The organism is Hyphomicrobium sp. ghe19 (genome assembly GCF_902712875.1).
In the GTDB taxonomy this organism is placed as follows: domain Bacteria; phylum Pseudomonadota; class Alphaproteobacteria; order Rhizobiales; family Hyphomicrobiaceae; genus Hyphomicrobium_B.
This window is the reverse complement of sequence record NZ_LR743509.1, coordinates 381,832-407,515: the sequence shown is the minus strand read 5'-3', so window position 1 is coordinate 407,515 and position 25,684 is coordinate 381,832. Positions and strand designations below refer to the sequence as shown.

24 protein-coding genes are annotated in these 25,684 nt (G+C 60.4%); 16 read left to right on the top strand and 8 right to left on the bottom strand.

Annotated features, from left to right (window positions below; genetic code table 11):
• The first annotated feature begins 112 nt into the window (after positions 1-112).
• The 7 genes from AACL53_RS01880 (at position 113) to AACL53_RS01850 (ending at position 4,876) form a co-directional block, all read left to right on the top strand.
• The gene (locus tag AACL53_RS01880) at positions 113-775 is read left to right on the top strand and encodes a DUF1007 family protein (protein ID WP_339081900.1); all 663 of its coding nucleotides are present in this window, start codon (positions 113-115) and stop codon (positions 773-775) included.
• Between the two features lie 123 nt (positions 776-898).
• The gene (locus AACL53_RS01875; protein WP_339081898.1) at positions 899-1,291 is read left to right on the top strand and encodes a hypothetical protein; all 393 of its coding nucleotides are present in this window, start codon (positions 899-901) and stop codon (positions 1,289-1,291) included.
• 162 nt (positions 1,292-1,453) lie between these two features.
• On the top strand, positions 1,454-1,948 hold the full coding sequence (gene purE, locus AACL53_RS01870) for a 5-(carboxyamino)imidazole ribonucleotide mutase (RefSeq protein ID WP_339081896.1): 495 nt from the start codon (positions 1,454-1,456) through the stop codon (positions 1,946-1,948).
• Between the two features lie 11 nt (positions 1,949-1,959).
• Positions 1,960-3,057, top strand: coding sequence for a 5-(carboxyamino)imidazole ribonucleotide synthase (locus AACL53_RS01865; RefSeq protein ID WP_339081894.1), 1,098 nt, complete (start codon positions 1,960-1,962; stop codon positions 3,055-3,057).
• Positions 3,058-3,229: 172 nt separating this feature from the next.
• Positions 3,230-3,997, top strand: coding sequence for an intradiol ring-cleavage dioxygenase (locus AACL53_RS01860; RefSeq protein ID WP_339081891.1), 768 nt, complete (start codon positions 3,230-3,232; stop codon positions 3,995-3,997).
• Positions 3,998-4,235: 238 nt separating this feature from the next.
• Entirely contained in the window at positions 4,236-4,598 is a 363-nt protein-coding gene (locus tag AACL53_RS01855) for a hypothetical protein (protein ID WP_339081889.1), read from the top strand.
• A gap of 149 nt (positions 4,599-4,747) precedes the next feature.
• On the top strand, positions 4,748-4,876 hold the full coding sequence (locus AACL53_RS01850) for a hypothetical protein (protein ID WP_280140513.1): 129 nt from the start codon (positions 4,748-4,750) through the stop codon (positions 4,874-4,876).
• Positions 4,877-4,904: 28 nt separating this feature from the next.
• Here AACL53_RS01850 and AACL53_RS01845 read toward each other — a convergent pair whose 3' ends face one another.
• The 5 genes from AACL53_RS01845 to AACL53_RS01825 form a co-directional block, all read right to left on the bottom strand.
• On the bottom strand, positions 4,905-6,140 hold the full coding sequence (locus AACL53_RS01845) for a hypothetical protein (protein ID WP_339081885.1): 1,236 nt from the start codon (positions 6,138-6,140) through the stop codon (positions 4,905-4,907).
• Between the two features lie 28 nt (positions 6,141-6,168).
• Positions 6,169-7,134, bottom strand: coding sequence for an HAD family hydrolase (locus AACL53_RS01840; protein WP_339081883.1), 966 nt, complete (start codon positions 7,132-7,134; stop codon positions 6,169-6,171).
• Between the two features lie 69 nt (positions 7,135-7,203).
• On the bottom strand, positions 7,204-8,088 hold the full coding sequence (locus AACL53_RS01835) for a formate/nitrite transporter family protein (RefSeq protein WP_339081881.1): 885 nt from the start codon (positions 8,086-8,088) through the stop codon (positions 7,204-7,206).
• A complete protein-coding gene (locus AACL53_RS01830) occupies positions 8,088-8,759 on the bottom strand; it encodes a TlpA disulfide reductase family protein (RefSeq protein WP_339081879.1) in 672 nt (223 codons plus the stop codon). The genes AACL53_RS01835 and AACL53_RS01830 overlap by 1 nt, the downstream gene beginning before the upstream one ends.
• A gap of 84 nt (positions 8,760-8,843) precedes the next feature.
• On the bottom strand, positions 8,844-10,613 hold the full coding sequence (locus tag AACL53_RS01825) for a glycosyltransferase family 39 protein (protein WP_339081877.1): 1,770 nt from the start codon (positions 10,611-10,613) through the stop codon (positions 8,844-8,846).
• A 60-nt stretch (positions 10,614-10,673) separates the two neighbouring features.
• Here AACL53_RS01825 and pyrE point away from each other — a divergent pair, with 60 nt between their 5' ends.
• Positions 10,674-11,252, top strand: a complete 579-nt coding sequence (gene pyrE, locus AACL53_RS01820) for an orotate phosphoribosyltransferase (protein WP_339081875.1) — start codon at positions 10,674-10,676, stop codon at positions 11,250-11,252.
• A 150-nt stretch (positions 11,253-11,402) separates the two neighbouring features.
• Here the strand turns inward: pyrE and AACL53_RS01815 are convergent, their stop codons facing one another.
• Positions 11,403-12,074 (bottom strand): dienelactone hydrolase family protein, encoded by a 672-nt coding sequence (locus AACL53_RS01815; protein ID WP_339081873.1) that lies wholly within the window; start codon positions 12,072-12,074, stop codon positions 11,403-11,405.
• A 154-nt stretch (positions 12,075-12,228) separates the two neighbouring features.
• The gene (locus AACL53_RS01810; protein WP_339086854.1) at positions 12,229-13,818 is read right to left on the bottom strand and encodes a phosphoenolpyruvate carboxykinase; all 1,590 of its coding nucleotides are present in this window, start codon (positions 13,816-13,818) and stop codon (positions 12,229-12,231) included.
• Between the two features lie 458 nt (positions 13,819-14,276).
• Here AACL53_RS01810 and AACL53_RS01805 point away from each other — a divergent pair, with 458 nt between their 5' ends.
• From AACL53_RS01805 to AACL53_RS01785, 5 genes are all read left to right on the top strand, one after another.
• On the top strand, positions 14,277-14,981 hold the full coding sequence (locus tag AACL53_RS01805) for a response regulator transcription factor (protein WP_092863498.1): 705 nt from the start codon (positions 14,277-14,279) through the stop codon (positions 14,979-14,981).
• Between the two features lie 26 nt (positions 14,982-15,007).
• Entirely contained in the window at positions 15,008-16,855 is a 1,848-nt protein-coding gene (locus AACL53_RS01800; protein ID WP_339081870.1) for a stimulus-sensing domain-containing protein, read from the top strand.
• Positions 16,839-17,315, top strand: a complete 477-nt coding sequence (locus AACL53_RS01795; RefSeq protein WP_339081868.1) for an HPr kinase/phosphorylase — start codon at positions 16,839-16,841, stop codon at positions 17,313-17,315. The genes AACL53_RS01800 and AACL53_RS01795 overlap by 17 nt, the downstream gene beginning before the upstream one ends.
• A gap of 107 nt (positions 17,316-17,422) precedes the next feature.
• Complete coding sequence (locus AACL53_RS01790) at positions 17,423-17,824, top strand: PTS sugar transporter subunit IIA (RefSeq protein ID WP_339081866.1); 402 nt, start codon at positions 17,423-17,425, stop codon at positions 17,822-17,824.
• Between the two features lie 9 nt (positions 17,825-17,833).
• Complete coding sequence (locus AACL53_RS01785; protein WP_092863486.1) at positions 17,834-18,139, top strand: HPr family phosphocarrier protein; 306 nt, start codon at positions 17,834-17,836, stop codon at positions 18,137-18,139.
• A gap of 76 nt (positions 18,140-18,215) precedes the next feature.
• Here AACL53_RS01785 and AACL53_RS01780 read toward each other — a convergent pair whose 3' ends face one another.
• On the bottom strand, positions 18,216-19,634 hold the full coding sequence (locus tag AACL53_RS01780) for a pilus assembly protein (protein ID WP_339081862.1): 1,419 nt from the start codon (positions 19,632-19,634) through the stop codon (positions 18,216-18,218).
• 359 nt (positions 19,635-19,993) lie between these two features.
• On the opposite strand from AACL53_RS01780, the gene ahcY reads away from it, so the two are divergent.
• The 3 genes from ahcY (at position 19,994) to tsaE (ending at position 25,680) form a co-directional block, all read left to right on the top strand.
• The gene (gene ahcY, locus AACL53_RS01775; protein ID WP_339081860.1) at positions 19,994-21,403 is read left to right on the top strand and encodes an adenosylhomocysteinase; all 1,410 of its coding nucleotides are present in this window, start codon (positions 19,994-19,996) and stop codon (positions 21,401-21,403) included.
• A 204-nt stretch (positions 21,404-21,607) separates the two neighbouring features.
• On the top strand, positions 21,608-24,121 hold the full coding sequence (locus tag AACL53_RS01770; RefSeq protein ID WP_339081858.1) for an ATP-binding protein: 2,514 nt from the start codon (positions 21,608-21,610) through the stop codon (positions 24,119-24,121).
• 11 nt (positions 24,122-24,132) lie between these two features.
• Positions 24,133-25,680, top strand: a complete 1,548-nt coding sequence (gene tsaE / locus AACL53_RS01765) for a tRNA (adenosine(37)-N6)-threonylcarbamoyltransferase complex ATPase subunit type 1 TsaE (protein WP_339081856.1) — start codon at positions 24,133-24,135, stop codon at positions 25,678-25,680.
• Positions 25,681-25,684 lie beyond the last annotated feature (4 nt).

Here is a 25,684-nt window from a genome sequence, read left to right as displayed (position 1 = left end):
AAGCCTCTTAGGCCACTCGATAGACCAAGGGCGTCGCAATCTCGCCATGTTAAATGTGCGTCCGTAGCTGTCGCCGAAGAGATTCCCATCGCACGAAAGGTCTGAGCTCAGCGTGCTCAAAATCAGCAAGACATACCGTCACTTGGCTTTGGTCTTCATTTCCATGTTGGCCATCGTCATCCCCGCATCCGCCCATCCGCATATGTGGGTCACGTACGTATTGACCGTGGACTACGACAAAGGCGCCGTCAGCGGCGTCGATCACGCGTGGACTTTCGACGACTCCTACACGTCGATGGCGCTCGAAGGGCTCGATACGAACAACGACGGCAAGTATGACCAGCACGAACTGGCCGAGCTTCTGAAGGTCAACATGGATGGCCTGAAGGAGTTCAACTACTTCACACTAGCGAAACTCGGAGAGGACCAGCTCGAATTCTCGCCCCCGACTGGCGCTCGTCTCGAATATACGAACGGGGTGTTGCGCCTCTACTTTCATTTGCCGCTCGCCAAGCCCGTGCCAGCCGATGCCGAGGGGCTGACGTTTGCCGTCTTCGATCCGTCCTACTTCATCGACTTCCAGCCCGAGAAGACGGACGCCATAAAGCTTGCAGCCGCACCCGCGGGCTGCTCGGCGACGCTTATCGATCCCGACGCGGAGAAACAGGACGCCCAGGCGAAGAAACTCGGCGATGCAATGGCCCAGCAATTCGGCGCCGGCTCCGTCGGCTTCGGGTCCTACAAAACGGTCGCAGTGACCTGCAAAAAGTCCTGACCGCGGCCTCACAAGCGACGTTTCGATTTGCGACAGGAATTAACTAGCGCTTCATTTTTCGCGGGTGGCCGACGGCGTTTGAATTAAATTCGACGAGTTCCTTGCGAGCTCGAGACAACGCCCATGCCGATGAAGATCCGAGTAATCCTTTTCGCGTTGTTGATGCTGTCGCCTGTGGCGGCGTCACGCGCCGGGCTCGACACGGACACTGTGGCGAGCGCGGATAGAACGTTCGAACTGATCGTCGTCGAAGCCGAGGGCTGCATTTACTGCGAAATCTTCAGGCGTGACGTGCTTCCGGCCTACGAAACCTCCGAACAGGGGAAAAAGGTGCCGGTCCGCTTCGTCGATGTTAACGACGTCGACGCCGGCCACCTCGATTTCAATGCCTCGGTAGACATCGTGCCGACATTCGTGGTGGTCAAATCGCAGCACGAAGTGGGCCGCATCTCCGGCTATGTAGGCCCCGAGAACTTCTTCCATTCGATCAGCTATCTCCTTGGGTCCGCGCCCTAAGGACGAGCGAAATGCCGCCAGGACCGCTGCCCGGTCCCGCAATTTGGGCGAACGGCGGCCGCGACGCCCATTTTCTCCACTGCGAGACGCCGTAAACCCTTGTAAACTGGGCCTCGCTCCTGTACCGACGCGGTTTCCGTTTTCGGGGCTTTGGACGCCATTATGAGCCGGATCAGGCCGCAAGTCGGCATTATCATGGGAAGCCAGTCAGACTGGCCGACGATGCAGCTCACCGCTGACATTCTGACCGAACTTGGCGTCGCGTTCGAAACCAAGATTGTATCCGCGCATCGCACGCCAGAGCGGCTTTACAGCTACGCCAAGGGCGCGAAGGCTGCGGGCCTCAAGGTCATCGTCGCGGGTGCCGGCGGTGCCGCCCATCTTCCGGGAATGACGGCCTCGATGACGCCGCTACCCGTCCTCGGCGTGCCGATCGAATCGAAAGCGCTCAAAGGCCAGGACAGTCTCTATTCGATCGTCCAGATGCCGGCCGGCGTGCCCGTAGGCACGCTCGCCATAGGCGAAGCCGGTGCGAAGAACGCGGGGCTCTTGGCAGCTCAGATCCTGGCACTCTCCGATACTGCTCTCGCCGAGCGCCTTGAAGCCTGGCGCAAGCAGCATTCGGCTGCCGTCGCCGAAACGCCAGTACGGGTTTAATGACTACCACGATGACCGCATTCCCTCCCGGCTCGACAATCGGAATTCTCGGCGGCGGCCAGCTTGGCCGGATGCTCGCCTTGGCAGCCGCGCGCCTTGGCCTCAAGTCGCACATCTACGCCCCCGAATCCGACAGTCCCGCATTCGACGTCGCGACCAAATACACGGTTGCCGCCTACGAGGACGAAGCACGCCTCACTGCCTTCGCCGAAGCCGTCGATGTGGCGACGTACGAATTCGAGAACATTCCGGTCAAAACCGTCGAGTTCCTCTCCGCCCGCATTCCCGTTCGCCCCGGCGCCAAAGCTTTGGCGTGCGCCCAGGACCGCATGAACGAGAAGTCGCTGGCGCGCGAGCTTGGCGCAATGACGGCCGAGTTCGCTGCAATCGATAGCCTCGACGATCTGACAAAGGTCCTCGACGGCGGCTTCCAGATTCCGTCCGTGCTGAAAACGCGCCGGCTGGGTTACGACGGCAAGGGCCAGGCCAAGATCCTGAAGCGCGCGGATGCGGGCGCGGCATGGGCCGCCATGCACGGCCAGCCGTCGATCCTCGAAAGCTTCGTGAATTTCCGCGCTGAAGTTTCCGTCGTTGCGGCGCGCGGCGTCGACGGAGCGTTCCGTGCCTTCGACGTAACCGAGAACGAACACCGCAATCACATTCTCCATCGCTCCGTCGCGCCGGCTTCGGTCGCGCCGGATACCGCTGCGGAAGCGATCGAAATCGCCCACAGGATCGCGGAAAAACTCGACTATGTCGGCGTCTTCGCGATCGAGTTCTTCGTCGTCACCGAAAACGGCCGCGACCGCCTCTTCGTCAACGAGATGGCGCCGCGCGTCCACAACTCCGGCCACTGGACGATGGACGGCGCGCTCACATCTCAATTCGAGCAGCACATTCGCGCCGTCGCCGGATGGCCCCTCGGCGCAACGGAGCTGAAAGGCCCGGCCGCAGAAATGATCAACCTGATCGGCGACGACATTCTTGCCTGGGAAAAGATCGCAGCCGAACCCGGCGCATTCTTCCACCATTACGGCAAGCGCGAAGCCCGGCCCGGCCGCAAGATGGGCCACGTCAATCGTCTGCTCGCGAAAAAGCCGAGCGCCTGACGCACGTCCAGTCTCGCTGACAAGACACACTGACACTCGCATAGAAATCGATTTGAACCCGGCGTCTGCGCGCTTTGGGCGCCAATGAAGTACGGCGCAGATTTACTATGTTCAGCGGATAGAGCAGCGCCCACTCCAGCGCGCTCGCTGAATTCAAGAGAACAGAATGCCAATGACCAAATCCCTATCGCGTCGACAGGCTTTGACGGGCGTGCTCGCAGCGCCGGCCGCAACAGCGATCATGGCAGGCTCCGCGTCTGCTGCGAGCGATACGCCGGCTGCGGCCGAGCAACCTCATGGCCAATGCGTGCTTCTGCCTCAATCCGTCGAAGGACCGTTCTACTTCGATCCCAAGCTCGTGCGATCCGATATTTCCGAAGGCCGTCCTGGCGCGCCGTTACGGCTTTCGCTTCGCGTCATCGAGGCTGGCCCCTGCACGCCGATCGCGAACGCGCGCGTCGACGTTTGGCATGCAGACGCGACCGGTATCTATTCCGGATATTCGGGCCAAGGTGCATCGCGCGAGATCTCGACGAAAGGCCAAACCTATCTGCGTGGTACGCAGATGACCGACGCGGATGGGCGCGTTTCATTCAACACGGTCTACCCCGGATGGTATCCGGGACGCACGCCACACATCCACGTCAAGGTCTTCTTGAACGAGACGAGCCTCGTCATCGGACAGATCTATTTTCCCGACGACTTCAGCGCGCGCATTTATTCAACACGCGAGCCCTACAACGCCCGTGCCGTTCCCGACACGACGAATGCCACCGACTGGATCTACGGCGACGGCCAGCGCGAAGGCGGCGGCACGGTGCTCGCGATGAGCGAAGACGGCGACACCATCGTCGCGGGCCTCCTGATCGGCGTCGACAAGAGCGGGGAAGCCGCAGCGAAAGCCGGGCGCGGATTTTTCCGCCGGCTGCTGGGTCTCTGATGCTGCAGTACGGCAAACGAAAAACGGACCGACTTAACGCAGAACTATCGAAAATCCGTCGCAACCCTCCAAAAAATCGCGCCGCTTTAACTGCAAATAAAAGTTAGCAGCCAATTTAGCTCGACTTTGCGGACCGATCGGAACTGATCGCGAGGCTTTGCCGTTTGCGCAAGTAGCATCATTCGCTGGTGCGCACTGAGCCGTCGAGCGGCACCACCAAGAAGAAGAAGGAGCCACCATGAAACGAGGTCTAGCATTTGTTGCGGCGATGGTCGCAGCGCTGGCGATGCCATTAGCGGCGGCAGACGCACGCCAACACGGCGGCGGCGGTCATAAGGGCGGCGGCCATCACATGAGCGGCGGTCATCACCGCGGTGGCGGCCATATGGGGAATCGCGGACATCGTGCCGGAAACCATTTCCGCGGCGGCGGAAATCATTACCGCGGCAGCGGCAAAAACTACGGACGCCATTTCAACCGCGGCCGCCACCACGGCCATCACGGACGCCGGTTCTGGCACGGCCGCTGGTACGCCTACGGCGTCGGCTCCTGCTGGCGCTGGTCGCCGCGGTACGATGAGTTCGTCTGGGTCTGCTACTAAACGGCTCGTGCGTCCCTCCTCGCGTTGAGGTAGAAGCGTAACGAACATCAGCGGCTCCGCTCTGCGGGGTCGCTTTTTTATGAGCTAAACTGACAGCTGAAATTCATGCCGATTGATGGCATGATGAAAGCCAACACAGGTAGGGAACCATGGACATCAGATCGGTCGTCATCGGAGTGCTCGCCGGAACCGTGATCGTGCTCGGCTATCTCCTCTGGGATTCGCAGCAGACGAAGGTCAAAGTCGATCTTCCCGGCATCAAGATCGAAGGCCGGTGATGCGCGAAATGCCGAATTACCGGCTCTCTTATTGCTCTCCTGGAAAATCGTAAAGGTTCTTTGGGCGCTGAATGCCCGCCGCATCGAAAAACGCATCGAAAATTTTCAGAAGCGCAGAATTGATCGCCGAAGTCTGTAAACTAGCAACGCGCGTGGTGACTTCGACATCTGCATGGAGAGCAGGTAGGCCATCGCGGAAGGGATCCCTCCTGTAGAGAAGGACATAATCTCGAACTCCAAATGCTCCTGCGACAACGTCTACCGGGAGCGAAACCCCAAGCTTTTCTACTGCAAACTTGAGGTATTTCGGCAACATATCGCGAAACGCTTGCTCTGCCGCACCCCACGGAATTGCATTCCCGTATCCCTCTGGATTCGACGTCAATTCGGCATCGAACCCCCAGATCTCCCGCGAAAGGAATAACTGAGCTGCCGACCGAACCACACCAGCTGGCCAATCCGCGTCAAACGCGATCGCCCCCTGCGCATTCGGCTCCCACGACGCACCGTTGACTCTTGCGCCGAATGGCCAAAGATGATCGGGCCCCTGTCTCGCGATCGTAAGAGCATCCGCTCGTCTCAAAGCTGGAACGGCTGCGGTAGGAATCACCCGCAAATAGAAGACCGGCTTCTCAGGGATAAAAAACTTTTTATTTTGATGAGACACTATTGGGGAACCCACCTCTACAAACCGTGATGGATCGCCAATATTTGAAGATTGTCGTTCAAACTTCAGTGCATTCGAGGGGAATGAAGAGCGTATGGCTTTCAGCGCAATTTTGATTTCAGCTGCGAGCGAAGCTCCGATTTTCTTGATCTCAACATTTGACGCTTGCGGTCCAAGATCGAAAATAATCGGCCCGGCCTTGTGTCGAAGATCAAACGGCAGATCCTCTCGACTCCCATAAGCTTCATTCATTACCATTATAAGCCGCCGGTCCGACAACGCGTGCAGCGCATACCCCAGTTCGATTGCGACGTTGGAGTTTATTAGTCGCTTATCAGAATCTTGCCCCGCGGTGCCTACCGCGGTGACGTCAGCAACGAAAACGTCGCTTGCCGCGATCTTCTCGAGAATGGTGTTCGCTAAGTCGGGCGAGCCCGGAACGCCTTTACGGTCGTGATCCAGCGAAATCTCACGCATAGCCTCACTCAGCTCGTCGGAGCTGTTAAGCTCTGCTATTGCCTGCTCAAGTGCTTCGCGCACAAAGTGGCGGCCAATTTTCCCGGGCGTATCGCTTTGCCATGACCAAAATACCTTCAAACAAAGCCTCCCCTAATATTACCGACTGCTAAGAGCACCCCAACCCCCTCGCCTCTTCCTTCACCCGCACATCCGCGATGATGCGATCGAGCAGCAGGCACGTGCGCTTGAATAAATCCGAGCCTTTGCGGTAATCAGCGCCCGCGTAGAAATCGCAGCGGCCGGCTTTGAAAAGCTCGACGCACTTCGCTTCGCTCTCGCCCGGATCATGCACGGCAATCGCGTGGCCGCCGTTCTTCTTCAGAAGCGCCATCGACGGCACGTCCGTATCGCCATCGCCGAAATAAATGAAATTCGAAAACGGGATCGGCCGCTCATCCTCGGGCATGTGTGCGTTGATGTTCTCGCCGAGATCCTCGATGCCCTTGTTGATCCGGAAGAGGAACTGCGTCTTGCCGGTGTCGGAGATGACGCGCTTCGGAAACGGCAGATCGTAGGCGTCGAACCAATACTCGCTCGCAAACACGTTGGCGAAGTGCGGATAGATCTTCGTGCCCTCGATGATCTCCGTCAGCCCCGACGACACGAGGTAATGCTTCACGGTGATGCCCGCATCCCCAGCGCGCTTTTTCACGTAGGCGTGCATCTGCTCGAACCAGGCCTCGACGCCGGGATAAAGCTCAACCTTCCGGCCCTGGGCGACGAGATCGGCGCGGTCGATGCGGACGCCCTTCTCTTTCGCCTTCTTGTAGAGCAGATGCATGTAGGTGATCAGCGCGTCGGCGCGCTCGGCCTTCGACACGCGCGTACACTCCGCCCAGAACTCCTTCGGCTCGATGCCGAGCTTGGGAAGAAACGCGTATTCCTGCATCGGACGCGGCGACAGCGTGCCGTCGAAATCATAGACGAGCGCGATGGTCTTCTTGCTTTGCGCAACCTGTCGCGAAGAAGCGTCGCTGGCACCGGAAGCCCGTGCAGACCGCCGGCGCGCGCTGACAGCCTCGGCCTCGCCCGACTGCGCCTTCGTCCCTCGTCCGCCTGCTCGCTCGACCATGAGCTTTCTCCGCTCTCGACTTGTAGAGCGGAGAAAAGCGTGATTCGGGTGGCGCAAGAAAGTCGGGCGTCAGCGGTCCGCGCGTTCCGCGTAAATTTCTTCGCGCACCTGCGCGTAGCTCAGCAACGAAAAAAGCACCGTGCCGCCGAAAACGTTGCCTGCGAGCGTCGGCAGGAAAAATCCGAAGAATCCCTTCTCCAGCGTGATGAGGCCCGTAAGCATTCCGTATATCGCTTCGGCGCTGCCGGCGACGATGTGGGTAAATCCGAACAATGCGATCAGGTAGGTGAGCAGCAATATGACGAGAAATTCGACGCCTTCCGTCGACGCGATGATCCAGACAAGCGCCGCGATCAGCCAGCCCGCGCCGATGCCCTTGGCGAACATCTCCACCGGCGTGTTGCTCATCACGCTGGTGACGATATTCGCCAGCGATGGTCCGAGATCGGGCGAAATGATCGGCAGCCGAACGATGGCAAACGCGAAAATAAAACAACCGGCGATGTTCGCCGCGAGAACGATGCCCCAGAGGCGAAGCATCTTGATGAACCAGTGGAATTTCTTCCGCGCCATGACCGGCAGCACCGCGGTCAGGACGTTTTCGGTGAAAAGCTGCTGATGGCCGAGGATGACGATCAGAAAGCCGACCGCGTAGCCGAGCTTGGCGACAATCGGTGTCCACTCCGACGCCGGAAGGTGCGCCGCAAGGGCTGCCTCGGTGAGAAATGAAAAGCCGATGGAGATGCCGGCGGCGATGCCGGACCACCAAAGTGCGGAAGCGGGGCGGCGTAACTCCGCCTCCCCTTGCACACGTATGATCTCGTAGATGACCGCCGGTCGTGGCTTGACCGACTCGCGAACCTGCGCGCGTTCCTTGCGGCTGAGCCCGGACCCAGGCGGAGGATCTTGCGTATCCTCCGTTTTCGCGTCGGTCTCTGTTCGCTTTTCAGCCATTAGTGTTTGCAGTCAGGCCCGTGTACGTGCCCCGGCTCGCCGTGCCCATGGTCATGGGCATGATCATGCCCGTGACCATGATCATGGCTGTGATCGTGACCGCAGCCGCATTGATCGCCGTGATCGTGATGGTGCGCCTCGGGATCGACGAGCGCCGCTGCGAGCTTGCGCTCCAACGCAATCGACATTTCGCGCGGACTATCCTTGTCCTCGATCAGCAACGCCATCACTTCCGCGCCGAGCCGGAAATCGTCGACCGCGCCGAGATAGTGCCGCCGCAACCGCCCCTGACGATCGAAAATCAACAGCGCCGGCGTACCCTGCAGCTCGTATGCCTTCATCGTCTCCGGAATACCTTCAGCACTCGGCTTGTCGAGCGCGATAGGAATGGTGATGCCATTTTCCTTCAGGAAGGCTTCGACTTTCTCGGGCGTCTGCTCGTCGAACTTTTCGAAGGCCATGTGAAGGCCGAGCACCGCCACCTCGTCCTCGGTGAAGCTCCCGCGAAGGCGCATGGCCTGCGGCAGGCCGAACTTCTGCGAGCCCGGACATGCGAGCTGCCAGATCGCGATAACGACGACCTTGCCCTTCTCGGCCTTCAGCGTGCGCTTCGTGTCGGAGTTGAGCCAGCGCTGCGCGATGATCTCGGGCGGGCGTTCGGGGTTGAACATCTCAAAACAATCCTTGCGCTATTTTAGTCTCATATAGCATCCAGGCGCCCCGACCGGCAGTGGCCAGAAAGGGACGAACCCTGGTCAGTCACAGTCGCCTGATTTCTCGGGGCCTGCCTTCGGCGTGTTTTCGGGGCACGCGAACTCGCTCGGAATGGTGCACGGCTCTGTCGGATTTGGCGAATAGATCCGGAAATGCAATGGGCAGCCGCGCATCACGTTGTAGGCCGAGACGCAGCCGATAGGCGGCGGGAGGGGCGCGAGCGACTTCGATTGGAGCGTCCAGTTCGTTCGCTTCTTCCACCGGTCCTCGACGATCGAAAGCGCTGGAATTTTGGCCTCCACACTCTCCGCGAGAGCTTCCGGCAACTGCCGGTCGGGAGGAATGCCAAGCACGAACCGGCCAGACGGCTCGCGGAACCCGATGAGGGCCGCATTCTTCCCGGGACAGGCCGCAATAGCTTTTGCAAGCTGCTGCGCGGGCCAGATCTTGTCGATACTTGGCAGAACCACGCCGAGCAGCGTGATGGCGAAAAGACCGAGCGCGGCAACGCCGACTGCGGCCCAGCGCCGAAGCTGTCCTTCCGAGCCAAGGCGTCCACTCCAGATGAAGAGCACGGCAATGAGCGCAATCAGCACGGCCGGTATGATTCCCGGAACCTCGCCCGTAAAAAGATAGACGCCCGCAAAAACCGCGAGCGGCAGCGCCGCGAAGTATGTCGGCCATGTCGTGAAGAGGCTCCACGCAGGACGCTTGCCCAGTCCGCCCTCGCTCGTCACGACAATCGCAACGCCGAGCGCGAGCGCCGGAAACATCGCCTGCACCATGTAGGTGCCGGGCTTCGACGAGAGCGCTTCGAGGTAGACGAGGTATCCGATCACCCATGCGAGCAGAAACCGCGAAAGGGCCTGGTCCCGGCTTCCCCAGAAGCGCTTGAACGCTGAGCCGATCAGCACCGTCCCCGGAAGAAAGCCGAGGACGAGAGCGAGCACGAATGTGCCCGGGAAAGCGCGGAGCTTCATATCTTGCGCACCGCCGAGTGCGCCGAGAAAAGCGCGCCAGCCCATCCCGGCAAAAGGCGTTCCGTCCTGGTGCGCGCGAACGATCAGCCACGACGCCCCGATAGCGAGCGCGATCGGAACACCGATGAGCGGCCGCAAGCGCTTCAGCCACGTCAGATCCCGATCCATCACATAAAGCGCGATCAGCGTCGCGAGGACGAGGATGGGCACGAGCAGAGCATTGATCAGAACGCCGAAACCGAGAGCAATCCAGAAGAGGAGAGCTATCGGATAGCCTTCGTCCAGCTTGGTATAGATGCGCGCCAACGCGACCATTGCGACGGTCGCAGGCAAGAGCGATAGCCCCTCCGCGATGGCGAGTTGCGAAACGAGCACCGTCAGCGGCGCGACCGCGAAAAGCGCCGACGCGATCAGCGCCGTTTCCGCACCGACCAGCCCGCGCCCGAGCCAAAATAACGCCAGAACCGCAAGCGTCACCGCCAGCAATGACGGGATCCGGTAGATGCTGATGTCGCGCGCGAGCGAGTCACCGGCGAGCCATCCTGCCGCGCCCTGCGCCCAGAACGTGCCTATCGGCCGGTATTGATGGACGACGCTGCCGTAACGCGGGTCGGTCCAATCGCCCCGCGCCACCATATCCCGCGTCGTTTCAGCATAAACGATCTCGGTCCGATCGACCGCCGGCAGCCGCAAGACGCCCGGCAAATAGACCGCGAGGCATAAACCCAGAAGGGCAAGCGATGGCGCCCACGGCCGCGCTGCGATCGTTGCCCACCAGTTCCACATTGCGCGTTGGCGCTCCACCACAATATGTCCTTCGAAACTTGACATGCCTCCGGAACTCGGCTGTTTGCGCATCGAACGCAGAAAACGCAAGGGCTCAACTACCGCATGCCAGTAAAATCGGCTGATCGCACAGCTCGCCGCGCCCGGCTCATCGAGATCATCAAAGAGCGGTCTTTTCAGGAAGGCCCCGCGTTCAAGCTCGCCTCCGGCAAAACCTCGACTTTTTACTTCAATATGAAGCCGACGATGCTCGACAGCGAGGGCGCTTACCTCATTGCGTCACTGATCCTCGATCAGCTGGAAAACGTCGAAGCCGATTTGATCGGCGGCCTCGAAATGGGCGCGGTGCCCATCGCATCGGGCGTAGCCGCCGTTTCTTACACGCAAGGGCGAAAGCTGCCCGCGTTCTTCGTTCGCAAACAGGCGAAGGAACACGGCACGCAGGCACTCGTCGAAGGGCTGGCCAAGGGCGACAGCATGGCCGGCAAGAAAGTCGTTGTCGTCGAAGACGTGACGACGACCGGCGGTTCGGCCTTGAAGGCAGCCGATGCTCTGCGCGCCGCCGGCGCCGAGATCGTCAGCGTCATCACCGTCGTCGACCGGCTCGACGGTGCAGCCGAAACGTTCGCAGCCGCCGGACTGAAGTTCGAACCGCTTCTGACGCTCGCCGATTTCCGGAGCTAGCAAAAGAGCGGCGCTGCCCCCGCCTTGTCATCCTCGGCTTCATGCCGAGGATCCATCGGGCAAAAAGCACCGGCGCCGGCTGAAAAATGGATCCTCGGGCCAAGCCCGAGGATGACAGCGACCAGATCTTGAATAGCTGGTGCGGCGCGCCTAGCCGATGTGTCTCTTCAGAAATTCGCTCGTCCGCTCCCAAGCGAGTTCGGCGCAGTGACGATCGTGCACGGAGCGCTGTTCGTTCATGAACGCGTGGCTCGCGTCGTAGCGGTAAAACGCACCGGGCTTGCCCGCCTCTTTCAAGCCCGTCTCGAACGCATCGACCATCGCCGGCGTAATGAAATCGTCGCTGTTGGCGAAATGCCCCTGGAAAGGCACTTTCACGTCAGCCGGCTTCGCGACTGCTGCGGGCGGCAGGCCGTAGAACGAGACCACCGCGGAAAATTCCGGCACGCGACAGGCGGCGAGCACGGCAACCGCGCCACCCATGCAGAAGCCCGAAACGGCGACCTTCGGGCTGGACCGCAACAGAAATTGCCCCGCGCCCCGCACATTCTGATCCGCTGCATCGAGGAAATTCAGCGAATTCATCTCGGCGTTCGCCGCATCCGCATCGTGATAGGGAATGACGACGCCGTTGTAGAGATCGGGCGCCAGCGCATCATAACCCAAGAGCGCAAACCGGTCGCACAGACCTTTGATCTGATCCTGCAAACCCCACCATTCCTGAATGACGACAACGCCGGGCGCGTTCGCCTTCCCGGCGAGCGACAGGTAACCTTCCGCGGTCTTGCCGTCCGGACGGGCGAATGGAATGCGGGTACCCATTTGATGCAGCCTCGTAAGTTCGTGCCGATTGATTGCGCGGCACTTGTTTATGCGCAGCGCCGGAGGTGAGCAATGGCCCCGTGCCGCCCAACGCGCACGGCGAACCGTCGGCAATTAGCCGGCTTAAGGAGATCTCAGGCGAAGCTTGCCCCGTTTACTCCGCCGCGACGCTGGGATGTTGCACCGGGCTCGCTTTCAACACATCGGAATCGACGTATGGCGCGAACTTCGCGAAATTATCGTGGAACATCTGCGCGAGCTTCGCGGTCATCGCATCGTAGGCTTGCGGATCGGCCCACGTTTCGCGCGGGGTCAACAATTTCGGATCGACCCCCGCGACCGCAACGGGTACTGCGAAGCCGAAAACGGGATCGATCCGCATCGGCTGATCCTTGAGATCACCGGAAAGAGCCGCCTCGAGAAGCGCGCGCGTCACCTTGATCGGAATGCGCGTCCCCTCGCCATACTTGCCGCCCGTCCAACCCGTGTTGACGAGCCAGCAATCGACGCCATGCTGCGCGATGAGGTTGCGCAAGAGATTGCCGTAAACTCTGGGATGACGCGGCATGAACGGCGCGCCGAAGCACGTCGAAAATGTCGGCTGCGGTTCCGGACCCATGCCCTTCTCCGTTCCAGCGACCTTCGCCGTGAACCCCGAAAGGAAATGGTACATCGCCTGGCTCGGCGTCAGCTTCGCAATCGGCGGCAGCACTCCGAAAGCATCCGCCGTCAGCATCACAATGTTTTTAGGATGACCCGCAGTGCCGGTTGCGCTCGCGTTGGCAATCGCGTCGAGCGGATAGGCGGAGCGGGCATTCTCCGCGAGCCGATTGTCGTCGAAGTTTGGAACGCGCGTAGCGGGATCGATGACGACATTCTCCAGCACCGTTGCGAAGCGGTTCGAGGCGGCCCAGATCTGCGGCTCAGCGGATTTCGACAGTCGGATCGTCTTCGCGTAGCACCCGCCCTCGAAATTGAAGATGCCGTTGTCTGACCAGCCGTGCTCGTCGTCGCCCAACAGTTCGCGCGAAGGATCGGCCGAAAGCGTCGTCTTGCCGGTTCCCGAAAGGCCGAAAAAGACAGCCGAGCTTCCATCCTTGCCGACATTCGCCGAGCAGTGCATGGGCATGACGTTCTTGCCCGGCAAAATATAATTCAGGAACGAGAACACGCTTTTCTTGATCTCGCCCGCATAGCTCGTGCCGCCGATGAGAACGATGCGCTTGGTGAAGTTGCACGCGATGACCGTCTCGGAGCGCGTACCGTGGTAGAGGGGCGCAGCGCGGAAGCTCGGCAGATCGACGACGGTGAATTCCGGAAGGAAGCCCTCGAGCTCGCTTGGCTCGGGCCGGCGAAGAAGATTGCGAATGAAGAGCGACTGCCAAGCATACTCGGTCACGATACGCGTCTTGAGCTGGTGGCCCTTTTCCGCGCCAGCAAAAAGGTCCTGAACGAAAAGCTCCTTGTGCCGCGCAAAGCTGATGAAGTCGGCGAGCAGACGGTCGAACTCTTCTTCCGTCATTCCGCGGGCGTTGTCCCACCAGATCGCGCCTTCGGTCTCCGCGTCGCGAACGATGTATTTGTCTTGAACCGAACGGCCGGTGTGCTGACCCGTCTCGACGACGAACGCGCCACTCGCGGCGAGCTTCCCTTCGCCTCGGCGGATGCCGTACTCGACGAGTTCAGCCTCCGAGAGGTTTCGACGAACGCGCTGCGAAGTTAGCGTCGGGAACAATTCAGCCATCGATGTCAGCCCCATAAAATAGACGCTGCGGCGCATCTAAGTCTCTGCACCTGCAAAGCAACGCCCGATCGAGTCATTTTGTGCCGCACAAAAGAGGGTCATTGGGCCCAAATGACGCTGGTGGCGAAGGACCTACCATAAACTGGGGCCAATTGGAGGCAGCATGCTAATGTCACACGAAAAAACCGGTAACATAATGTTACCGTTTGAATATTCTGAGATTCGTCTTCATGCAGAGGATGAGTGCAAGAAACGCGGCAAACAAGCGGAATTTGGAAGTTGTGACCACACAAATCGCCCAGTTCGCTTGCCGTTGAAGGCGTGGTCGCCTATTCAGGGGCCATTCAGCCTCCGGCGTCCATTGGACGGGGCGCCACAATTGGTACACCATGCCGCCATAAGCGCCTAATGCTGGCGCGGTGCACATCCGCTGCGGCCGAGGGGCACAAGAGGAACAGATGAAGGAAAAGAGCACCATAGCGCTCGTCGATGACGAGCGGAACATCCTGACCTCCCTGCGGATGGCCCTGGAGGCCGAGGGCTACAAGGTCCGAACCTATGGGGACGGGGTCTCGGCACTCGAAGCGCTGACTGAAGAGCCGGCGGATCTCGGGATATTCGACATCAAGATGCCGCGCATGGACGGGATGGAGCTTCTCCGCCGCGTCCGTCAGCAGTCGGCGATGCCGGTCATCTTTCTGACCTCGAAGGATGAGGAAATCGACGAGCTTTTCGGCCTCAAGATGGGGGCCGACGATTATATCGCCAAGCCGTTTTCGCAGCGGCTCATCGTCGAACGCGTCAAGGCTGTTTTGCGCCGTGTGGCCCCCAAAGACGGCACGACGACGGAAGACGAAGCCAAGCGCGTGCTCGAAAGGGGCAAATTGAAGCTCGATCCCGAGCGTCACACATGCCACTGGGATAACCGGGGCGTCACGTTGACGGTGACGGAGTTCCTGATCTTGCAGGCGCTGGCGACACGGCCGGGCGTCGTCAAGACGCGCGACGCCCTGATGGATGCAGCCTACGACGATCAGGTCTATGTGGATGACCGCACGATCGACAGCCACATCAAGCGATTGCGCAAGAAGTTTAAACAGGTCGATGACGATTTCGACGTGATCGAAACACTTTATGGCGTCGGCTATCGCTTCAAAGAGTAGGCGGCCGATCAGCCACCGGGGACGGGATGGCGCTCGACAGCAATGACATTGCGGCGGCCGCAACGCTGAGAAGCGCTGCGGACGTTTCCGCGCCTTCAACAGGCGTGAAGAAACCGAAAATTGATTTCCGTGCCGCGGCCGCGAGAGCGAGCGCCGCGACCGGCCGCTGGCTGTCGCAAAGTTTCATCGGCCGCGTCATCGGAAAAAACCTCAGGCGGCGCATTCTTCTGGCGAACGTCCTGGGGCTCGCTGGCCTCCTGTTTGCGATGCTCTATCTCAGCCTCCATCACGGCTGGCTGCTGGACGCAAAAGTCGACGTCGTAAAAACGGTCTCACGCATCACGTCGGAGGCGATCGCGTATCGGGCGGTCAACGAGCGCGCGATTTTCGATCCGAACCGAATTCCTGAGAAAACGATGGCAAGAGCCCAGCGCGACGATGCGTTCGCCGCGCTCGAATTGCCCATCGATCCACATCAAGCCGCGATTATTCTGAAAAAGCTCGTGGGTCCGGCAAACCTCAAAGCGCGCATCTATTCCGCCAAGGGGACGTTGATCCTCAACGGCGAGACGCTCTTTTCGAACGATGATCCGACCGCCGAGGCCGTTGCGGTCGCCGCCGATGAACCCGCCCCACGGCTCAAGAATTTTTGGACCCGGCTCCACTATTGGGTGATCAACAAGGAACTGAAGGTCTATCGCGAGCTTGGCACCGCCAACGGGTTTCTCTATCCGGAGGTGCAGCGCGCCGCGCAGAATGGCGTCGAAACCCCCATTTTGCTGCTCAACCGGCACGGCCAGCAAATCGTGTCGATGGCGGAGCCCATCAAACGCGGCAATAAAATTCTGGGCGTCCTCCTCCTGTCTACAAATCCCGGCGACATCGACGATGTTCTTTGGGACGAGCGTTGGCTGATCTTGCAGATCGCGGCGATGGCGCTGCTGGTCGCGATCGGCAGCTCGCTTGTTCTTGAGAGAACGGTTGCAGGGCCGATGCGTCGCCTCTCGGAAGCAGCCAACCGCGTGACGCAGAATATCTCCGCCCGCGAACAGCTGCCGGATCTCACCGAACGCCGTGACGAGGTCGGGCAGACGGGCCGTGCATTCGTCGCGATGACGAACGCACTTTATCGGCGCATCGAAGCCAGCGAGAAATTCGCGGCCGATGTCGCCCATGAATTGAAAAATCCTCTTGCCGCTGCACGCTCGACGGCCGAAGCCCTCGCCTACGCGCGATCCGACGCCGACCGCACCGAGCTCGTGCAAGAGATCCAGACCGAGTTGAAGCGGCTCAACCGGCTGATCAACGACATTTCGAGCACATCGCGTCTCGATGCCGAACTCGCCCGGCAGGAAATGCAGGCCGTCGATGTCCGCACGGTGTTGGAGAGCGTCAACAGCCTATTCACGGAGATGCTTGCCGACGACACGCGCAGCATCCGCCTGATCGTCGAGCCTGGAACGGCCGCAGCCTACACGGTGCGCGGCAACGACGGGCGCCTCGGCCAGGTCTTCACGAATCTCATCGACAACGCCTTGTCGTTCTCGCCGGAAGGCGGAACCGTAACGGTTCGCGCCAAGCTGAACGACAGAAAGATCGAAATATCGGTCGAGGACGAGGGGCCAGGCATCCCGCCGGATAAGCTCGCCCAGATCTTCGATAGGTTTTACAGTGACCGCCCGCAGACCGATGCCAAGCGCGGAAAGAACTCAGGGCTCGGCCTGTCGATTTCCCGCGAAATCGTCGTCAGCCATAACGGTGAGATCTTCGCGGAGAACCGTGGATCAAACAGCGTGCAGGCGCCAAGGGGCGCTCGCTTCACCGTCCGTCTGCCGCTGGCGACAGTAGGACCCGGACTTGTCTGGAGAAGTTGAGCGCGTCCACGCGACCGCCATCGCCATTGGCGGCCGTGTGGCTTTGATCCGCGGAGCTTCGGGTTCCGGCAAGTCCGATCTTGCATTCCGGTGCCTGGCTCTCCCGCGGTCCTCGATCGTTCGGGATAAGGTTCTGCTGGTCTCGGACGACCAAGTTGTGTTGAAGCAGGAGGGCAACTTCCTGCGCGCTAGCGCCCCGGCTCAGTTGCGCGGCAAGCTTGAAGTGCGGGGCATTGGCATCCTTGAGGTTGATGCCGTCGGCGAAGGGAACGTCGTTCTCGTTGTCGATCTCGTCCGCGACGGCGCGATCGAAAGATTTCCAGACCCCTGGCAGTTTGCCCATATTCTGGGATTGGACGTACCTGTTATCCGGTTATCGCCCTTTGAGAGCTCAAGTCCCTTGAAACTTGTAGCAGCCATCGACATGGCCCCCCAGCCACGTGTGCAACCAAAGGCCTGAATGAGGTCCAGAAACTGCTTGCGCCCGCTCCAAACACTTGCCAATTTCCGCGCCATACGGCGGCGAAACACGAACTTGCCGCACGAGAATGAAATGGCCCGTCGCTCATGATCGGACTTGTCATCGTCACGCATGGCGGGCTTGCGCAAGAATTTCGCAACGCGCTCGAGCACGTCGTCGGCAAACAGCAGTCGCTGGAAACGATCGCCATCGGCCCGGACGACGATATGGAAGCGAGGCGCATGGAAATTTTGAGCGCGGTCCAGCGAGTGGATAACGGCAAAGGCGTAATCGTTTTGACGGACATGTTTGGCGGAACACCTTCCAACCTTGCCATCTCGGTTATGGATGAGACGAAGGCGGAAGTGATTGCTGGCATCAGCCTTCCCATTCTGGTGAAGCTTGCCAGCATTCGCGGCGACACGCCGCTCGACCAAGCTGTCATCATGGCGCGCGACGCCGGCAAGAAATATATCAAGGTCGCGAGCCAAGAGCTTTCCGGCGGCTGAGAACAAAAAATGCCTGAACTGGTCAACAGTCTGAAACCGGAAGCCGTCGTCATCATCCGCAACGTCAAAGGCCTGCACGCGCGGGCCTCGGCGAAGTTCGTCAAATGCGCTGAAAGCTACGAGGCGCACGTCACGGTCACACACCACGGCAACTCCGTCGGCGGAACATCGATCATGGGATTGATGATGCTCGCCGCAGGTCCGGGATCTGAGCTCCACATCGTAGCCGAAGGCCCGCAGGGCCCAGAAGCACTCCAAGCTCTCGTCCGATTGGTCGAAGCGGGCTTCGACGAAGAGTGCGTCGGCGACGCCTGATCTGATCCCTCGCCAACCTCCGCACTCGGCGGCCGGCCTCCCGCAAGGGGAGTCGCCGAGTGCAATCAAAAACCCATCACTGCGAAAGATAAAGCGTTGAGATTTTCAGCGCGATATCGCGGAACGCCGCCTTCAGCGCATCGCCGGTCGTCGAGTTGTAAAAGTGATTGATATCGGTCGCGCAGCTCTTCAGCGTGTCGATCGCTGTCTGGTTGTCGAGTTGGAAGCCGACGGTGTAAACCTCGATACCCTTTGCTTTCATCGCGGTGCACTGGGATATCGCCTGCGCGCTGGAGCACACTCCGTTCGCCGCATTCGGGCATTTCGTGAGCGAGCTCGAATCATCGGGAACACCATTCGTCGTGTACTGAGTGTTGTATTCGCCGTCCGTCATAAGGACCGCAATCTTCTTCAGCTTATCCGTGCCGTAAGCGGCCGGCGTGCTTGAAGAAGCCCACAACGAAGACCAGTTGGGAGCCAACATATACCAGGCCCAGGCAGTACCGATATGCCCGGCCGTGCTGCCGGCGGTCGCAAGACCGCTTATTTTTGCAAGCAGCGAAGTCTTGTCACTTGTAAGTGGAAGAACCTCTGCAGCCGTAGCAACGTCGCAAGTCGGACTGTACGTCGTCTTGTTGTTTTTCGTCGAGCCCACGTTATGCATCATCACGTACTGGCCTGACTGTGGTGCCGCGTCGGTATATTTCTGTGTACCAGTACGTTCGACGACGCAGGGATTGGGAAATGTCGTCGCCGTCGTGCCCGTCGCCTTCTTGTAAGCCGCAGCCGGAAGACGCACGTCGTACGCGAACGGAACGATCGCGATCTTCGACGTATACTTGCTCTGATCTTTCCAAACCACGATGTTGACGAGATCGCTGGCCGCGGCCTTCATGTCCGTCAACTTTTGCCCCTTCATCGACCCCGTGATGTCGAGCATCATGCTGACTTCGAGGTTGAGCTCCGCGTTGCCCCCGACCGCAAGAACGGCCTTGGCATAATCGGACCCATCGGCATGAAGAAGCGGCAAGGTCTTCACGCCGGCCACGCTCATGAACGGCGTCGAGATCTGAGCGTTGCCCTTGGACACAACCGCCGTTCCGTTGTCGGTGACGGCAAAGTCGACGGTATCGGAGTTGGAAACGACCGAGATGCGGCTCTGAACGGCCTGCTTATAGAATGCCTGCGCCACCTTGATAGCGGCAGCTTGATCGCCACCGTTGGTCTGAAGTGCACGAGCGCCGGCCAGCACCGCTGCGTCTGTCGCTTCGAGCGTTTGATTACGCGCGTTGACGAGCCGCCCATAGTCCACCGCCAACCCGATCATCATGACGAGCACGAGTGTCATGAGACCGAACAGGATCGCGACGTCGCCCCGCGAATCGGCGGCGAACCGGCAGAACGCCGTCATCCCGCTCGGACGCTCCGCTGGGAGATCCCCCGCCTTCCAATAACCGCACAGCGCACGCCGCAGCGAAAAAGACGCGAACTTCATCGACCGACTCCGGTGAATACTTTGACGTCACCCTGCGGCCTTGTTGATTTAAGTCGAATTAATGCGATATGCCGAGTTGTTATCGAGATTAACCGGAGATATACTAGAAATACTCAGTTTTAGATAAATTCTATGCTTTGAATTTACTTTTCGTTCACGCGCGAAATCGTCTCGTCGTCGCCGTTCAATCGAAGCTCGGCGGGACATAAAGACTTGCTTATATGTTATTGCGTGAGGTGCCCGAGTTCGGTATAGCAACGGGCAATGACAGTTTGCGCGGCCCGACAGGCCAAAGCGTGCACGTTCATGCACCACGCAGCCCTCCGCATTGCAGGCGCATCCATGAGGAAAAGAGCCCTATGAGCACGAAATTCACGGATTACATCGTCAAGGACCTCGGCCTCGCCGACTGGGGACGCAAGGAAATTGCCATCGCCGAGACCGAGATGCCCGGCCTCATGGCGACGCGCGAGGAATACGGCTCTTCCAAGCCCTTGAAGGGCGCGCGCATCGCCGGCTCGTTGCACATGACGATCCAAACCGCCGTCCTGATCGAGACCCTGGCAGCCCTCGGCGCCGACATTCGCTGGGTCTCGTGCAACATCTACTCGACCCAAGACCACGCCGCGGCAGCCATCGCAGCCGCCGGCATTCCCGTATTCGCGTGGAAGGGCGAAACCCTGACCGACTACTGGGACTACACGCGCAAGCTCTTCGAGTGGGGCGACGGCGGCATGCCGAACCTGATCCTCGATGACGGCGGCGACGCGACGATGTTCGTGCACCTCGGTCTGCGCGCAGAGAACGGCGACACAGCCTTCCTCGATCAGCCCGGCTCCGAAGAAGAAGAAGTGTTCTTCGCACTTCTGAAGAAGACGTTGGCCGAGAAGCCCAAGGGCTGGTTCGCGTCTCTCGCGAAATCCATCAAGGGCGTGTCGGAAGAAACGACCACCGGCGTCCACCGCCTTTATGAAATGCAGAAGAGCGGCAAGCTCCTCTTCCCGGCAATCAACGTCAACGACTCCGTCACGAAGTCGAAGTTCGACAACCTCTACGGCTGCCGCGAAAGCCTCGTCGACGGTATCCGCCGCGGCACCGACGTGATGATGGCTGGTAAGGTCGCGATGGTTGCGGGCTTCGGCGACGTCGGCAAGGGATCGGCTGCCTCGCTCAGGAACGCGGGTTGCCGTGTGATCGTGTCCGAGATCGATCCGATCTGCGCACTGCAGGCCGCGATGGAAGGCTACGAAGTCGTGACGATGGAAGACGCCGTTCCGCGCGCCGACATCTTCGTAACGGCAACGGGCAACAAGGACATCATCACGATCGAACACATGCGGGGCATGAAGGACCGCGCGATCGTTTGCAACATCGGCCACTTCGACAACGAGATCCAGGTTGCCGGCCTCAAGAACTTGAAGTGGAACAACATCAAGCCGCAGGTTGACGAGATCGAATTCACGGACGGCAAGCGCATCATCCTTCTCTCGGAAGGCCGCTTGGTGAACCTTGGCAACGCGATGGGCCATCCCTCGTTCGTCATGTCCGCGTCGTTCACGAACCAGACGCTGGCGCAGATCGAGCTGCACATCAACCAAGGCAAGTACAAGAACGAGGTCTACACGTTGCCGAAGCACCTCGATGAGAAGGTCGCAAGGCTCCACCTCGCCAAGATCGGCGCCAAGCTGACGAAGCTCAGCCCCGATCAGGCCTCCTACATCGGCGTCAAGCCCGAAGGCCCCTTCAAGGCGGATCATTACCGCTATTAATGGCCGAGTTCCGCTTAGCCGGAACCGAATTGCGCGGCGCCAGGGGAACACTCTGGCGCCGTTTCATTTTGTGGCACCCGCCGCGGTAGCGGTAAGGGCTCCAGCACCCCATACTCGGGGTGATTCGTGCCGCAAGGCCCGGACTCCCATTGGTGTGCCCGCGCATGGTGTACGGGCCGCTTCCAAGAGCTACAACGGAATTAAATGCGCACGACGCCCGGCCAGAACCGACGGTTGACGACCCGGCTCCAGCTGGCGCTTCTGCTGCTCGCGGCGATGGCCTGCGTCGCCACCATGCTCGCCGTCTTCGTGGGCGGCCATCAAATGGAAGCGAACGAGCTGAGCGAACGTCAGTTGGCCGTCGTCGGCATCGTAGCCGCGACCGTGTTCATGGCGGGCCTCATCATCTGGCACATGGGCAGCGTCGCCCGCAAAGAAGCCGGCAAGGCCAAAGCCGAGAGCCAACATCTTCGCCGTAACCTCGCGGCAGCGGACGCGATCATCCGCGCAGAGCCGCAGGTCCTCATATTTTGGGAGCAGGGACAGGCTGTCCGCATCGCCTCTCATACGCTGACTGGAATTCCGGGCCTTCCGGAGCAGCACGCAGAGATCCTGCGCTTTGGACAATGGCTGCAACCGGCATCCGCCGACACGCTGAAGACGTCTCTCGACATGCTCTTCACTAATGGCCGTGCCTTCAGCATCATCCTGAAGACGAGCGCCGCCGCCGCCATCGAAGCGGAGGGCCGCGCCGCGGGCGGCCGCGCCGTGCTGCGCTTCAAGGATGTGTCGACTTACAAAGCCGAAATCGCGAGGATCGACGAGCGCCACGCCGCCCTCACCCGCGACATTCACTCGAGCCGCGCCCTCCTCGACACCCTGCCGATGCCCGTTTGGCTGCGCGATCCGGCGAACCGCCTCATCTGGGTCAACAAAGCGTACGTCAAAGCGGTCGAGGCCGAGAGCGAGCTTGAGGTCCTGGACCGCCAGATCGAATTGCTCGAGACGCGCCAGCGTAAGCATGTGTTGAAAGCCGTCGGCGCTGGCCAAAGCTATCGTGCGCGCGTTCACCTCATCGCAGGTGGCGAGCGCAAACCACACGACATCGTCGTCATACCCGTCGACGGCATGATGGCCGGAGCGGCGATCGACGTCACGGACATCGAAACCGCGCAAGGCGAACTCGATCGCCAGGTTGAGGCTTACGACCGGACGCTCGACCGCGTGGAAACTGCTGTCGCGCTGTTCAATCGCGAGCAGAAGCTGGTTTTCTACAACGCCGCCTTCACGAAGCTTTGGTCGCTCGACCCGGAGTGGCTGACGACCCGCCCGACCGACTCCGACATCCTCGATCGGCTGCGCGAGATCGGCGTACTTCCGCCGGTCGTCAGTCATCGCGATTGGAAAGCCCAGGTCCTCGCCGGCTACCGCTCCGGCGCGCCGCTCGAAGACATCTGGCATCTGACGGACGGACGCATCGTCAACGTCATCGCAGAGCAGCGCCCCGATGGCGGCGTCACCTACCTCTTTGGCGACGAGACCGACCGCCTTGCGCTCGAAGCCCGCTATAACGCCCTGATCGACGTGCAGCGCGAAACACTCGACAGCCTCAAGGAAGGCGTCGCCGTGTTCGGAACGGACGGCCGCCTCAAGCTGTTCAACCGGGCTTTCTGTGGGATCTGGCAAATCCCCGCCGGCAAGCTCAATGAACTGCCGCATATCGGCGAGATCATCGCCGCGGTTCAAAACCTCTATCCGGACGCTGGAACGTGGATGCGCATCGGCCGCGCGGTCACCGCATTCCAGGACGAGCGCGAGACATTCTCAGGCCAGATGATCCGCACGGACAACGTCGTCGTCGACTACGCGTTGATGCCGTTGCCCGACGGCGCAACACTGCTGACTTACGCCGACGTGACGGACGCCAAGCGCGCCGAGCGCGCCCTCGTCGAACGCAACGAAGCGCTCGTCGCCGCCGACCGCCTGAAAACGAACTTCATCGGCCATATCTCCTACGAGCTGAGAACCCCGCTGAACACCATCATCGGTTTCTCCGACATGCTCGCGAGTCCGATGTTCGGCGAACTGAACGACAAGCAGAGAGAATATCTCGCCGACATCATGTCCTCGTCGAAGACGCTCCTCGCAATCATCGACGACATCCTGGACCTGACGACGATCGAAGCCGGCGGACTCGAGCTCAAAGTCGCGCCGGTCGGCGTGCGCGCGATCATCGACGCAGCCATTCTTGGCATTCGCGAACGCGCGGTCCGCTCGCGCCTTACGATCGATATCGCGGTCGCCGACGACGTGACGGAAATCATGGTCGATGAAGCGCGCATGCGTCAGGTGCTGTACAATCTCCTGTCCAATGCGGTCGGCTTCTCGAAAATCAACGGCACCGTGTACCTCGCCTGCTGGCGGCAAGCCGGAAACATCTTCTTCAGGGTCGAGGACGCCGGCATCGGCATCCCCAAAGATCAGATCGGCCGCGTCTTCCAGCGCTTCGAAAGCCGCAGCCGCGGCTCCGAGCATCGTGGCGCAGGCCTCGGCCTTTCAATTGCCAAAAGCCTCGTTGAGCTTCACGGCGGCAATATCGAAATCACTTCGGAGGAAGGTCGGGGAACACGCGTGGTCGTTCGAATTCCAGAGCGGCCCGTCTCCCGGACATCCGGCGGCGACAGAGACAGGCTGGCGGGCGGCGAGCGCGCAGCATAAAACCGAGCGCGATGATAAACCCGGCATTCTCATTCAACGACCTGACGGAAGGCGACGTCTCGCGAGTGGCGCAAGAGGTCGCGTTCCTCGTGCAGCCCGGAGATACGTTGGCGCTGGAGGGTGATCTCGGCGCCGGCAAATCGACCTTTGCGCGTGCCCTCATACGAGCGATTTCGGGCAATCCGTCGCTCGAAATTCCAAGCCCCACCTTCACCCTGGTGCAGGCCTACGAAACCCCGCGTTTCGACATCGCACACTTCGACCTCTACCGTCTTTCCGACGCGAGCGAGATCGACGAACTCGGTCTCGACGCCGCCCTCACGCGCGGCATTGCCATCATCGAATGGCCGTCGAAGGGTAACGACCGCGTTCCACGCGAGCGCTTCACCATTCGCTTCGACGAAACAGACGCGCCGGACCGCAGAAACGTCAGCATCGGCACGCCAGCCGATTTCGTGGCCCGTATCGAGCGCTTCGCCGCGATCCGGGATTTTCTGTCGCGCGCAGGCTGGGGCGAAGCGTCGACGGCATTCAGCTATCTGCAGGGCGACGCCTCACCGCGCCGCTACGCTCGCCTTCAGAAAGCCGACGGCACGCGCGCAATCCTCATGGATTCACCCCAGCGGCCGGATGGTCCACCGATACGCGACGGCAAGTCTTACAGCGCCATCGCGCATCTCGCGGAAAGCGTCAGAGCCTTCGTCGCAATCGACGGTGCGCTCGCGGCCACCGGACTCTCGGTCCCGCGCATCCTTGCCGAGGACCTCGCGCAAGGACTGCTGATCATCGAGGATTTCGGCGACGAAGTTTTCGGCGCTGAAGTTTCTCGAGGACGCGATCAGGCCGGACTCTGGAAGCGCGGCGTCGATACGTTGATCGCGGTTCAGAGCATTCCTCCACCGACGCGCATCGTCCTTTCGGATGGCTCAACGTTCGCACTCCCCGAAGCCGACGAGGGCGTGCTGGAAATCGAAACCCAGCTTCTTCTCGATTGGTACTGGCCGGCGCTCCACGGCACACCTGCGCCCCAATCGGCTCGCGACGCATTCACGGCGTTGTGGAAGAGCACATTCGAGCGGGTGTTGAGCCAGCCGAAAACTTGGCTGCTCCGCGACTTTCATTCGCCAAATCTGATCGCACTCGACGACCGGCCGAGCCCACGCGACGTCGGCATCATCGATTTCCAGGATGCCATGATCGGGCCCGCTGCCTATGATCTCGTATCCCTTCTCCAGGATGCTCGGCTCGACGTGCCGGAAACCCTGGAAAAACAACTGCTCGACCATTACATCGCGATCAATTCCTCCCGGAACCCGGCATTTGACGAGCCCGAATTCCGCTTCAGCTACGCCGCACTAGGGGCACAACGAAATACCAAAATCCTCGGCATCTTCGCGCGGTTAGCTATGCGCGACGGGAAAAGGCAATACCTGGCCCATATGCCACGGATCTGGGGGTATCTCGAACGAGACCTGCAGCATGAGGCTCTCGCCGGACTGAGAGCATGGTATGACGCGAACCTACCTCGGAGCCTGCGCGCAGAAGCCCTGAAGATCTAACCCG

Excerpts from the sequence above, each read along its gene's own strand:
- AACL53_RS01860 (WP_339081891.1), top strand. The coding sequence starts at position 3,230 with ATGACCAAATCCCTATCGCGTCGACAGGCTTTGACGGGCGTGCTCGCA.
- AACL53_RS01855 (WP_339081889.1), top strand. The coding sequence starts at position 4,236 with ATGAAACGAGGTCTAGCATTTGTTGCGGCGATGGTCGCAGCGCTGGCG.
- ahcY (WP_339081860.1), top strand. The coding sequence starts at position 19,994 with ATGAGCACGAAATTCACGGATTACATCGTCAAGGACCTCGGCCTCGCC.
- AACL53_RS01810 (WP_339086854.1), bottom strand. The coding sequence starts at position 13,818 with ATGGCTGAATTGTTCCCGACGCTAACTTCGCAGCGCGTTCGTCGAAAC.
- AACL53_RS01825 (WP_339081877.1), bottom strand. The coding sequence starts at position 10,613 with ATGTCAAGTTTCGAAGGACATATTGTGGTGGAGCGCCAACGCGCAATG.
- AACL53_RS01790 (WP_339081866.1), top strand. The coding sequence starts at position 17,423 with ATGATCGGACTTGTCATCGTCACGCATGGCGGGCTTGCGCAAGAATTT.
- tsaE (WP_339081856.1), top strand. The coding sequence starts at position 24,133 with ATGATAAACCCGGCATTCTCATTCAACGACCTGACGGAAGGCGACGTC.
- AACL53_RS01805 (WP_092863498.1), top strand. The coding sequence starts at position 14,277 with ATGAAGGAAAAGAGCACCATAGCGCTCGTCGATGACGAGCGGAACATC.
- AACL53_RS01780 (WP_339081862.1), bottom strand. The coding sequence starts at position 19,634 with ATGAAGTTCGCGTCTTTTTCGCTGCGGCGTGCGCTGTGCGGTTATTGG.
- AACL53_RS01800 (WP_339081870.1), top strand. The coding sequence starts at position 15,008 with ATGGCGCTCGACAGCAATGACATTGCGGCGGCCGCAACGCTGAGAAGC.
- AACL53_RS01865 (WP_339081894.1), top strand. The coding sequence starts at position 1,960 with ATGACCGCATTCCCTCCCGGCTCGACAATCGGAATTCTCGGCGGCGGC.
- purE (WP_339081896.1), top strand. The coding sequence starts at position 1,454 with ATGAGCCGGATCAGGCCGCAAGTCGGCATTATCATGGGAAGCCAGTCA.
- AACL53_RS01840 (WP_339081883.1), bottom strand. The coding sequence starts at position 7,134 with ATGGTCGAGCGAGCAGGCGGACGAGGGACGAAGGCGCAGTCGGGCGAG.
- AACL53_RS01785 (WP_092863486.1), top strand. The coding sequence starts at position 17,834 with ATGCCTGAACTGGTCAACAGTCTGAAACCGGAAGCCGTCGTCATCATC.
- AACL53_RS01770 (WP_339081858.1), top strand. The coding sequence starts at position 21,608 with ATGCGCACGACGCCCGGCCAGAACCGACGGTTGACGACCCGGCTCCAG.
- pyrE (WP_339081875.1), top strand. The coding sequence starts at position 10,674 with ATGCCAGTAAAATCGGCTGATCGCACAGCTCGCCGCGCCCGGCTCATC.
- AACL53_RS01830 (WP_339081879.1), bottom strand. The coding sequence starts at position 8,759 with ATGTTCAACCCCGAACGCCCGCCCGAGATCATCGCGCAGCGCTGGCTC.
- AACL53_RS01815 (WP_339081873.1), bottom strand. The coding sequence starts at position 12,074 with ATGGGTACCCGCATTCCATTCGCCCGTCCGGACGGCAAGACCGCGGAA.
- AACL53_RS01835 (WP_339081881.1), bottom strand. The coding sequence starts at position 8,088 with ATGGCTGAAAAGCGAACAGAGACCGACGCGAAAACGGAGGATACGCAA.
- AACL53_RS01875 (WP_339081898.1), top strand. The coding sequence starts at position 899 with ATGCCGATGAAGATCCGAGTAATCCTTTTCGCGTTGTTGATGCTGTCG.
- AACL53_RS01850 (WP_280140513.1), top strand. The coding sequence starts at position 4,748 with ATGGACATCAGATCGGTCGTCATCGGAGTGCTCGCCGGAACCGTGATC.